The 11,103-nt window shown below is 35.6% G+C and carries 9 protein-coding genes and 1 tRNA gene; 7 read left to right on the top strand and 3 right to left on the bottom strand.

Annotated elements, in window-relative coordinates:
• Window positions 1-403 precede the first annotated feature (403 nt).
• Window positions 404-1,789, top strand: coding sequence for a dihydrolipoyl dehydrogenase (lpdA, locus tag DM84_RS02275; protein WP_250778135.1), 1,386 nt, complete (start codon window positions 404-406; stop codon window positions 1,787-1,789).
• A gap of 1 nt (window position 1,790) precedes the next feature.
• Here lpdA and DM84_RS02280 read toward each other — a convergent pair whose 3' ends face one another.
• The gene (locus DM84_RS02280; RefSeq protein ID WP_250778136.1) at window positions 1,791-2,171 is read right to left on the bottom strand and encodes a hypothetical protein; all 381 of its coding nucleotides are present in this window, start codon (window positions 2,169-2,171) and stop codon (window positions 1,791-1,793) included.
• Window positions 2,172-2,261: 90 nt separating this feature from the next.
• On the opposite strand from DM84_RS02280, the gene DM84_RS02285 reads away from it, so the two are divergent.
• Window positions 2,262-3,293 carry a UDP-N-acetylglucosamine--N-acetylmuramyl-(pentapeptide) pyrophosphoryl-undecaprenol N-acetylglucosamine transferase gene (locus tag DM84_RS02285; protein WP_250778142.1) on the top strand — a complete coding sequence of 344 codons (1,032 nt, stop codon included), beginning with the start codon at window positions 2,262-2,264 and terminating at the stop codon, window positions 3,291-3,293.
• On the opposite strand, the gene gshB is transcribed toward DM84_RS02285, so the two are convergent.
• Window positions 3,286-4,212 (bottom strand): glutathione synthase, encoded by a 927-nt coding sequence (gene gshB, locus DM84_RS02290; protein ID WP_250778137.1) that lies wholly within the window; start codon window positions 4,210-4,212, stop codon window positions 3,286-3,288. The genes DM84_RS02285 and gshB overlap by 8 nt on opposite strands.
• Before the next feature lie 48 nt (window positions 4,213-4,260).
• Window positions 4,261-4,857 (bottom strand): BON domain-containing protein, encoded by a 597-nt coding sequence (locus tag DM84_RS02295; protein ID WP_250778138.1) that lies wholly within the window; start codon window positions 4,855-4,857, stop codon window positions 4,261-4,263.
• Between the two features lie 170 nt (window positions 4,858-5,027).
• Here DM84_RS02295 and DM84_RS02300 point away from each other — a divergent pair.
• The 5 genes from DM84_RS02300 to lon all read left to right on the top strand — a co-directional run bounded on the left by DM84_RS02300 (window position 5,028) and on the right by lon (window position 11,003).
• A tRNA-Leu gene (locus DM84_RS02300) sits at window positions 5,028-5,109 on the top strand.
• 157 nt (window positions 5,110-5,266) lie between these two features.
• Entirely contained in the window at window positions 5,267-6,610 is a 1,344-nt protein-coding gene (gene tig / locus DM84_RS02305; protein ID WP_250778143.1) for a trigger factor, read from the top strand.
• A gap of 11 nt (window positions 6,611-6,621) precedes the next feature.
• Window positions 6,622-7,248 (top strand): ATP-dependent Clp endopeptidase proteolytic subunit ClpP, encoded by a 627-nt coding sequence (gene clpP, locus DM84_RS02310; RefSeq protein WP_250778139.1) that lies wholly within the window; start codon window positions 6,622-6,624, stop codon window positions 7,246-7,248.
• A complete protein-coding gene (gene clpX / locus DM84_RS02315; protein ID WP_410543770.1) occupies window positions 7,245-8,522 on the top strand; it encodes an ATP-dependent Clp protease ATP-binding subunit ClpX in 1,278 nt (425 codons plus the stop codon). Before clpP ends, clpX begins: the two co-directional genes overlap by 4 nt.
• Window positions 8,523-8,543: 21 nt before the next feature.
• Window positions 8,544-11,003 carry an endopeptidase La gene (gene lon / locus DM84_RS02320; protein WP_250778141.1) on the top strand — a complete coding sequence of 820 codons (2,460 nt, stop codon included), beginning with the start codon at window positions 8,544-8,546 and terminating at the stop codon, window positions 11,001-11,003.
• Window positions 11,004-11,103 lie beyond the last annotated feature (100 nt).

The following is an 11,103-nucleotide window of genomic DNA, read 5'->3' on the forward strand; positions in this document are numbered from 1 at the left end:
GTCTTTTTTCTCTGCCTGGTAAATTTCTTAAATATTATAGCTTAGACTAGTTGCGCTTAAAAGCAGCTAAATTGCAGCGTTTAAGACATAAAAACGCCAATACTAAAAATAAATACCGACTAGGGCTTCTTTTGCTTTTTTCTCTATTTGGTAAATTTCTTAATGCTTGTGACTAAAGCAACTCAAAAGCCCGTGAAGGGTGTCATTCCAGCGCGCAACGCTGGAATCTAGGGATTTTATTAGGCTGGTGAACATAAAAGTAGTCTTATGTAAAACACAAAGTTTTCAATGGGATTAAATGAGGACTGGATTCTAGTGCTATCTACTTGGATGAGGAGATAACGCCGTTGATTATATAGGTTCCGTCTGTTATATATAGTCTTTTTTAATACGAAGAAAACTGATGAGTGAGTATGATGTTACGGTTATAGGTAGTGGTCCTGGTGGTTATGTAGCAGCAATTAGAGCAGCGCAACTTGGTTTTAAAACTGCGATTATTGAAAAAGAGAAGAATTTAGGTGGTATATGCTTAAATTGGGGGTGTATACCAACAAAATCTCTGCTTAGAGCATCTGAAATTTATAGGTTAATAAGAAGATCAGAGGAATTTGGTATAAAAGTAAAAGATACAAGCTTTGATATCCAGTCGATAGTGAAATACTCAAGGAACGTTGTTGATAAGTTATCAAAAGGTGTTGCGTATTTGATGAAGAAGAATAACATCAAAATTCACCAAGGACTTGGTAAACTTGCGGGTAACCATACTATAAAAATCTTCAATAGTAAGAAGGAACAAGAAATTGTTTCCAAGAATATTATTTTAGCAACAGGTGTGAGAGCGCGAAATTTGCCTGGAATAGAGATAGATGGAGATTTAATATGGAATGTACAGCATGCTATGACTCCAGATAGACTGCCAAAATCGCTACTAATTATAGGATCTGGTGCAATCGGAGTAGAATTTGCAAGTTTTTATAGTACTTTGGGAGTTGAAGTAACAATTGTAGAAGTAAAAGACACTATTTTACCGCTGGAAGATAGAGAGATTTCAAATTTAGCGCAAGAAATACTTACAAGACAGGGAATAAAGACATATACAAACAATAGTGTAAAAACTTTTACTAAAAATAAAGGCTCTACTCAAGTGCAACTAAGTAGTGGTGAGAGCAAAGAATTCGATAGAGTAATTGTTGCAGTTGGCGTTCAGGCAAACACTGAAAATATAGGGTTAGAAAATACAAAAATTAAATTAAGCTCTTCTGGTTTTATTGAAACGAATGAATGGTATGAAACGAGTGAACCTAACGTGTATGCGATAGGTGATGTAGCTGGCCCGCCATGTTTAGCGCATAAGGCAAGTCATGAAGCTGTGACCTGCGTTGAAAAGATTGCTGACAAAAGTCCTCATAAGTTAAAAAAAGAGTGCATACCAAATTGCACTTACTCTCACCCGCAAATAGCAAGTATTGGCCTCACTGAAGAACGGGCAATAAAAAATGGGTATGATGTAAAAATAGGAAAATTTCATTCTAATTTTAATGGTAAGTCTATTGCACTCGGTGAAACCGAAGGGTTAGTAAAAACAGTGGTTGATAAGAAAACAGGCGAACTTCTTGGCGCTCATATGATAGGAGCAGAAGTAACAGAGTTAATTAGCAATTTCGCTCTTGCAAAGCAACTAGAAGGAACAGACTCCGACATAAAGTCTACGATCTTTCCTCACCCAACCATTTCAGAAATGATACACGAATCGGTTCTTGCAGCGGACGATGAATCGTTAAACAGTTGAATTAGCATCTCATCGCTTTAACATCATCAATATCTTGAGTTGTAGCTTGACTGGGTACTTCAATTCCGACAGGTTGATTACCAGCACCAGATTTCTGTAACCTCTCTTTTAACCCTTCAGCTGCTTTTTTCACTTGCTTTTGATTAAGATCCTCTGGATTTTTTTTACCCCTTTGCTTGACTGTTGTTTCAGTACTCATATCTTTACCTTCTTGCTGATTGTAATTTTTACATTGCTCTTGCTGAGGTAGATCAACGACCGAATCGAAGAGAGCTTTTATTATATCTTTTAACAGCCCTACAAAACTTCCGCTTTTGCCTTCTCCTTGTTCTTGAGGCTTATTTTTCACGTTAGATTCTTTTTTACTATTGTTTTCAGACATTTTTGATTCCCTACCATAAAGCTTAGTAAAATTTTACGTGCAAATTGTTAAGTAATGGTTAACAATCTAGTATTAATTTGCTATGCACAGATGGATATCATTCTAGCAACAGGTGGTACAGGCGGACACATTTTTCCAGCTATAACCTTAGCAGGAGCACTAAAGATACAAGGATATAATAGCACATTATTTACTGATAAAAAAACGGATAAAAATACTGACATAGAGAGTTATACCCTGCCGTTATGTAGGCCAAGCAGCAATAAATTTAAGTTTTTTCTTTTTTTGATATGTGGTTGTGTGTTAGCACTGTACCAAATAAGAAAGTTGAAACCAAAACTAGTCATTGGTTTTGGTAGCTATGCTTCTTTTCCAACTCTTCTTGCAGCAAAGATTCTCTCTATACCTATAATCTTACATGAACAAAATACAGTTTTAGGGAGGGTAAACAGATTCTTTTCCAAAAGTGCAAAATCAATCGCAACTAGCTTTCCAGAGACTAAATATGCGAGGAACAGTAAATGTGTTTTTACAGGGAATTTCGTTAATATAAAGGCGCAAGGCTATTCTTGTACTGAAAAAATCCTAAACATATTAATAATAGCAGGTAGTCAAGGTGCAAATTTTTTTGATGATATAGTGAGTGACGTAATTTGTAATCTGCCTACTGAAATGAAAGGGAAGATTAGAGTGACGCAGCAATGCACGAAGAAAAATATGGACAGAGTTAGGGGCCTATATGAGAGTGAAAGAATCGATTGTGAATTAAGTGAGTTTTTTGACGACATGGAAAGTAGGCTAGTGAGTGCTCATTTGATAATTAGCAGAGCAGGAGCAACCTCGATAGCGGAAATCACTCTTGCTGAGCGCCCCGCTATATATATTCCTTATCCTCACTCAAAAGATAGTCATCAATTTTATAACGCAAAATATATCGGAGATTCAGGGGCAGCTGTAATAGTTGAGCAAAACAGTGAAGTGAAAAAAAGTTTAAGAGAGTTGCTAGTTGATCTATTACAAAATTGTCAAAAATTGCGTGATATGGCTAATAATACTAAGAGAACAAGAATAAGGAATGGGGTCACTGAATTTATTAAGGTAATAGCTCAAGAATTTAGCTGATAGATATATGGCTGCTTGCTTTTTCTTCGAATGTATCCCAAAGATTTTTTTCTAGCAATGTATTATACAATTTGTTGACGTAAACTACTCCCGTAGGCGAAGTTGTATTAATTTCGAGAAGAAAGTCACCTATAATGTCAATACCAACAAATATTAGCCCTCTTTTCTTTAATTCAGGACCAATTTTATTGCATATTTCATTATCTCTGTCGTTCATCTGAGCAGGTTCAAAGCTCGCTCCGAGCCGCAAGTTTGTTCTGATCTCTCCATCTCTTGGAACTCGTTTCATTATTCCAATTGGTTGGCCATCAAGTAATAATATTCTTTTATCTTTGTCTATATTTTTGCAAAATGCTTGTGCAGTTACAGGACACTCATATTTTGCGACCATGAGTTCAACTACTACTTGAATACTGTTTTCATCTTGTATTCTTATTACATCGTTTCCTCCATAGCTATACAATGGTTTTAGAATAATATCTCTGTAATCATGGTAAAAATCTCTAATCATCGATACATTCTCAGTAATTAAAGTTGGTGGAGTTAGTTCTGGAAACAGTGAAGTAATTAGTTTTTCGGGACAGTTTCTTATCTCCGTTGGATTATTAATTACCAATGCGCTAGTTTTTTCTAAAATATAGGTAGTTGTAATATAACGCACATCAAAGGGTGGATCCTGCCTGATAAATATAATATCCATTTCACTCAAATTGATGGTTACATCTTTTTTAGAGATGAAACTAAAATCGTCAACGCTGACTTTCTGAGCAAGAGCAATTGGCTGATTTAACTTTAATGCTAAATTGTTAGGGATATAGAAGAAAACTTCGTGCTTCCTCCTTTGTGCCTCCTTTATTAATGCAAATGTGGTGTCAGTTTCAAAGTTTATATTTTCATCCATTTGAAAAGCTACTCTCATTTGCACATCACCTTTGATATAAAATTCCCACTGGGAACTAAATTTCCATTAATGGCGTAATTTGCTGTGTCTATATCGTACATAACTTACAACTTGTTTTACCCCTTTTACCTTTCTTGCAATTGCTATTACAGCTTTTAGTTCCGCTTTATTTTGAGCTATACCCATCAAATAAACAACTCTATCAACCGTATTAACGCTATAATTAATTGATTTGATATTTCTTTTCCCTAAAAGTCTTGTTCTTATTTCCGCCGTTATTATACCATCTACGGTAGTGTCAAGCATGGAAGTTGTTTGTATTGGTGTTACTCTTATTTCATTTATTACTTCTTTAACTTCTTTTTGTTGCCAAGCTATTTTCTCTGCTGTGAGCTGCTTTTCAGGGGTATCAACGTTTCCAATGAGCAATACTCTTCCTTCGCTTACTTTAACCTTTATAGATGAAAATAGTCCATGCTTTAGGAGTCCCTTATTGATTCTGATTACCATAGTTGTATCATCAACAATATTTCCCAAAGATTTATCTTGTGTTGTTATTGCTGTTGCCGTTGCTGTAGCCACTACGCTACCTATTATAAGTGGTGTACAGCCACTCTGTGTAATCAGAAAAATTCCAAGTAAGAAGCTTGTTATTAGTCTCATTATTGATTTTCAGGGTTTAGAATTTTCATTAAGGAATGTTAATAAGCTTTTTTGATTGTGTAAATACTATAAATTAAGTAAGACTTTAGACCTTGAGTCTTTTTAAGACGGTACTTATAATGGGGTGATAGGAATAGTTTATGTTAGCTATAAGTTACTGAAAAATTCTTGCGGATATGGCGGAATTGGTAGACGTGCCAGGTTTAGGTCCTGGTGAGCTTGCTCGTGGGGGTTCAAGTCCCTCTATCCGCACTCAAAATCATGTACTTAGATTTAAAAAAAGGTTTATAATCACTAAACATACTCTAATGTTTGTGTAAAAACTCGTTCTTAAGGATTGTATTTCACTGAGATTCTGGTAAAATAGCTTTATAAAAATATAAATTAAAACATTGATAAATAGGTTATGATGTCTAGTAACATACCTCAAAATGCAGTCGAAGTGGATACACCAAGTAATATATATACCTATAAAAAGCTTAGTGTAGATAAACTAAAGCATGAGTATGAAATCACAGTTAGTAGCGATTATATAGAACAAAAGATGAATTCTAGATTACAAGAGATAGCGAAGAATGCAAAATTGCCTGGATTTAGATCCGGGAAAACGCCTTACGATCTTATTGTTAAAAATTATAAAAGTGAAGTTTTGGAATATGTAGTGAATAACACGATTGACTATTGCTCAAGTGATTTAATGAAAAAAATTGAAGTCAAGTCTCAAATTCATCCTAAGGTTGATATTATATCATTACCAGATCTGGATAAAAAGGATGAGAAAGGCGATTTTGTGTACAAGCTGTCTTTTGAGTCAATGCCAGAAGTGCCAACAATAGATCTTGATAAAATAAGTTTGAAGAAAGTTGAGGCAAAAATCGAAGAGGGAGACATAAAAGAATTTATTGATTCTATAAAAACAAAATTTCCTAATCTTATCTCTGTTGATGATGATTCTTATCAAGCGAAAAATGGGGATAAACTGACAATTGACTTTGAAGGGCGGATTAGAAACAAGCTCTTTCAAGGTGGAAGTGGCAAAAATTTTGCTGTTAATTTAGGATCCGGCGCATTTATCGATGGTTTTGAAGATCAATTAATTGGCATAAAAAAAGGAGAAACAAAAAGCTTTAAGCTGAAGTTTCCTGAGGATTACCAGGTAATTTCCCTTGCGGGACAAGAGGCTACTTTTTCTGTCCGAGTTAATGATATTCAGATTGCCGAAGATTTTGGAAGTGATGATGAAGTAGCTAGGAGGATTGGTTTTGAAGATTATTCTTCGCTAATAAATCATGCAAAAGAAGTAATTGATAATCAATGTAAAGAAATGGGAGACCTCTTAATTAAAAAGGAGCTATTTGATTGTTTGGATGCTAGTTACAGCTTTGATTTGCCTACAGACATAGTAAAACAGGAACAGCAGAGAGTGGAAAGAGAGTTGAACTCTAAAGATGACTCTTTTAAGGAAGCTGAAAGACGAGTAAAGCTTGCAATGTTATTTATGAAGTTCAGTACAGAACATAAAATATCATTAACTCAAAATGATGTTTTAAATGTTATTCTGAATCAGTATGTCAATAAAGATGTACCGCTTAATAGAGTATTGAAACATTTTAGCTCAAACAGGCAATTTCAGGAGTTAGTTAGAGGGCAAGCTCTTGAGCATAAAGTTACAGATTATATAATAGAAAAAGTTCATAAAGAAGAGCAGATTGTTTCTGTGAAAAGGTTAAAGGAATTATTTGATAATATTTAGTAGGAAAAGGTATGACTCTTATACCAATTGTAGTTGAGCAAACAAGTCGTGGTGAACGTGCCTATGACATATATTCGAGGTTGGTGAAGGAAAGAATAATTTTTGTAACTGGTCCCATTGAAGACAACATGGCCAGCGTAATAGTAGCACAGCTTTTATTTTTAGAATCGGAAAACCCTGATAAGGACATTTATATGTATGTTAACTCGCCAGGTGGCGTTGTAACTGCTGGTTTGTCGATCTATGATACAATGCAGTATATAAAACCAGATGTTTCAACTTTGTGTATAGGTCAAGCTGCATCTATGGGCTCTCTGTTGCTTGCAGCTGGCACAGAAGGTAAGCGTTACTCTCTGCCTCATTCAAGAATTATGATACATCAGCCATCTGGTGGTTATCAGGGTCAGGCAACTGATATAGAAATACATGCTAATGAAATTTTGCGAATTAAGAAAAAACTAAACCAGATTTATGAAAAGCATACTGGAAGTTCACTGAAGCAAATCGAAAGAATGATGGAAAGAGATAAATTCATGGATCCTGAAGAAGCAAGGAAAATTGGCTTGGTTGACAGAGTAATAGCTGAGCGTAAGGATATTAAGATTGAAAGTATTAAAGTTGAACAAAAGGTGAGTTGATGGGCAACAATGATGATTTACACTACTGTTCTTTTTGCAATAAAGCACAAAACGAAGTAGATAAGTTAATTACTAATTCTTCAGACGGTTTGAAAGTGTTTATTTGTAATGAGTGCATAGAGTTATCTCATAGAGCAATAAGCCAAAAGAAAAGTGGGACATTTAATTCAGATTATATGTCTGATGTGAAGTTACTACTAAAAAAACCTGAAGATATAAAGAGTTTTCTTAGTAAACATGTTGTTGGTCAAGAACACGCACAACATGTTTTGTCTGTAGCGATGTATAACCATTGTCAGTCTATGGCACAATTTCATTCTATAAGAGATGTTGAAATCGAAAAGTCGAATGTAATGCTCATTGGTCCTACTGGTTCTGGTAAAACCTTGCTAGCCAAAACACTCGCTAAAGTTTCAGATGTGCCGTTCGCGATGGCTGATGCAACAACTTTGACTGAAGCAGGTTATGTAGGTGATGATGTGGAAAGCGTGTTATCGCGTCTATTGCAAGCAGCAAATTATGATGTTGCAAAGGCACAACGTGGTATAGTGTTTATAGATGAAATAGATAAAATCACAAGGAAATCTGAAGGTACTTCGATAACACGTGACGTTTCAGGCGAAGGAGTCCAGCAAGCTCTACTTAAGATTATGGAAGGCACAGTTGCTTATGTTCCGCCACAGGGAGGACGGAAACACCCACAACAGGAATTGATACAAGTGGATACTAATAATATACTGTTTATTTGTGGGGGAGCTTTTGAAGGTTTAGGCAAGATCATTGAAGCAAGAAAGAAAGGAACATCAGTTGGCTTTGGAGCAGATATCAGTCAATCTAAAGAGCAAAGGAAAAAAAATACTTTACGTGATGTTCAGCCCGAAGATTTAATTAAATTCGGTTTGATACCGGAGTTCGTAGGGCGTGTTCCAATAACTGCTGTTTTAGATGAGTTAGATCACGAAGATTTAGTACATGTACTGATAGAGCCAAGGAATGCACTAATAAAACAGTACAAAGCATTACTTGCGTTTAGTAAAGTAAATCTTGAATTTTCAGATAGCGCAGTATCAGCTATTGCTGAAAAAGCTATGAGTTATAAAACAGGTGCCAGAATGTTACGTGCTATTTTAGAGTCACTTTTGCTCGATGTTATGTATACAGTTGGAAACGGGGGTTTTGAAGGTAGTACAATAGTAGTTACTAAGGAAATGGTGGAATCAGGAAAAGTAGTGATCAATCGTGGCAACAAGGGTGACATTGTAGCAGGAGGTTGATGGTTAATTTAAGCATGTATTATGAACATTGAGTATGCTATGGACTCTAATTTTGCTACATTGCCGGTATTGCCTTTAAGAGATGTAGTAATTTTTCCAAGTGTAGTGGTACCTTTATTTATAGGCAGAGAAAAATCCATTAATGCGTTAGAGTATGCAATTAATAATAGTAGTCACCAAAATAAGATTTTTCTTGTGACACAGCAAGATGGCTCTCTTGATAACCCAGAGCCACAAGATCTTTATGAAGTAGGCGTGCTAGCAAATATTGTACAGCCATTGATAAAATTGCCTGATAATGCAGTAAAGGTTGTAATCCAAGGAGTCAGCAGAGGAAGAGCTGTTGAGTATATCGATTCTCATACTTTATTACAGGCTAGAGTAGAATTGGATAATTATCGTGAATACGAGGAAGATGAGGATAATGTCGATCTGGAAGCTTTAAGGCGGTCTGTTATAGGTGCATTTGATAGTTGGTGTAAACTGAACAAGAAAAACCAGCCTGATATTATTGTTAATCCCGTTGAGCAGATCAAAGAAATTGATCTGCTTGTAGACACGATAGTTTCATATTTGAATATAAAAGCATCAGATAAACAAAGCATACTTGGGACTTATGGTCCGGGGGAACGTTTAAGAAAAACTTTCACTTTTATTGAGAGAGAAATCAGCATTTTGAATGCACAAAACCGTTTATATAAAACAATTAAATCACAAGTTGAAAGCACTCAGAAAGCCTACTACCTCAATGAGCAATTGAAAGCTATACAGAAAGAATTGGGCGAATTTGAGAATGGAGAAGAAGGAAATATAATAAATGAATTTGAAAAAAAGATAGAAGAAACAAAGCTTTCTCAGGAAGCAAGGGAGAAAGCTATAACTGAGTTGAAGAGATATAAGAAAATGAATCCCATTTCTCCTGAAGCTACAGTTATATCTAATTATTTGTATTGGTTGCTTGATCTGCCATGGGGAAAATATAAGGATGCAAAAATTAATTTAAATGCAGCTAAAAAAATCTTGGATGAAAATCACTATGGTATAGAGAAGGTAAAAGATAGAATAATAGAGTTTCTGGCAGTGTTAAAGAGAGTAAAAGAGATCAAGGGTCCTATACTTTGCTTATTGGGACCACCTGGTGTCGGTAAAACTTCTTTAGCTAGGTCTATGGCAAAGGCAGTGGGAAGGGATTTTGTTCGCATAGCTCTTGGTGGTGTGCGTGATGAATCTGAGATACGTGGCCATAGGAAAACTTATATTGGCTCAATGCCCGGCAAAGTCATTCAACACATGAAAAAAGCTAATTCCTGCAACCCACTTTTTTTACTTGATGAAATAGATAAGATGGGTTCTGATTCGCATGGTGACCCTGCATCTGCATTGCTTGAGGTTTTGGACACTGAACACAATAAGCACTTTACGGACCATTACTTAGAAGTTGAGTTTGATCTTTCAAGTGTAATGTTTGTCGCTACAGCGAACAGCTTGAATTTACCACATCCTTTGCATGACAGGATGGAAATCATACAATTATCTGGTTATACTGAAGATGAAAAAATTAGTATCGCTAAGTATCATTTAATTCCCAAATTAAAGAAAGAGCATGGTTTGCGTAAGAAAGAATGGAGTATAACTGACGATGCACTGTATGAGTTGATACGTCTATATACACGTGAAAGTGGTGTTCGCAGTATGGAAAGGGAGCTTGCAAAGCTCATGAGAAAGGCAGTGAAAGAAATATTAGAAGGTAAAAATAAGAAAATATGCGTGGGAGTTAACGATTTACAAGGTTATTTAGGAGTACGTAAATATACCTTTGGTATCGCAGAAAATGAGAGTTCAGTAGGGGTAGTAACTGGACTAGCCTACACTGAAACAGGTGGTGATATTTTAATGATAGAGTCAGTTTTGATTCCAGGTAAGGGGGAAATAAAATATACGGGGAAACTTGGAGAGGTTATGCAAGAATCCATAAAGGCTGCGTATAGTTATATTCGATCAAATTGTCTATTCTTTGGCATAAAGCCTGAAAAGTTTCAAAACAATGATATACATTTGCATCTACCTGAGGGCGCTGTACCAAAGGATGGACCTTCTGCTGGTAGTGCAATATGCACATCCATTGTTTCCCTTATGATAAACATACCAGTTGACAAAAGTGTTGCTATGACAGGTGAAGTTACACTGCGTGGCAGAGTTTTAGCTATTGGAGGCTTGAGAGAAAAGTTACTCGCAGCACTCAGAGGATCGATCAAGACTGTGATTATACCTAGCGAAAATGAAAAGGATATGCAAGAAATACCAGCAAGTATTAAGGAAAAAGTCGATGTAGTTTTTGTCAAGAATATTGATGAGGTTATAAAAATTGCTTTAATACAGCCTACTATTCCAATTGAAAGCGATAATGGAAGCAATGCGCCATCTTCCTCTGTAAAAAATAAAGACGACAATTTTTCTGGCTTAGAAACACTAAAGCATTAGCATACTGAACATTATTGAGATAAAAACTGCTTGACAACTTTCGTTGTTACCCTTATTATAGCATTGAAGCTATTTGTTTAACTTCCCAATCTGTACAGGT

The organism is Wolbachia pipientis (assembly GCF_023661085.1).
In the GTDB taxonomy this organism is placed as follows: Bacteria; Pseudomonadota; Alphaproteobacteria; order Rickettsiales; family Anaplasmataceae; genus Wolbachia.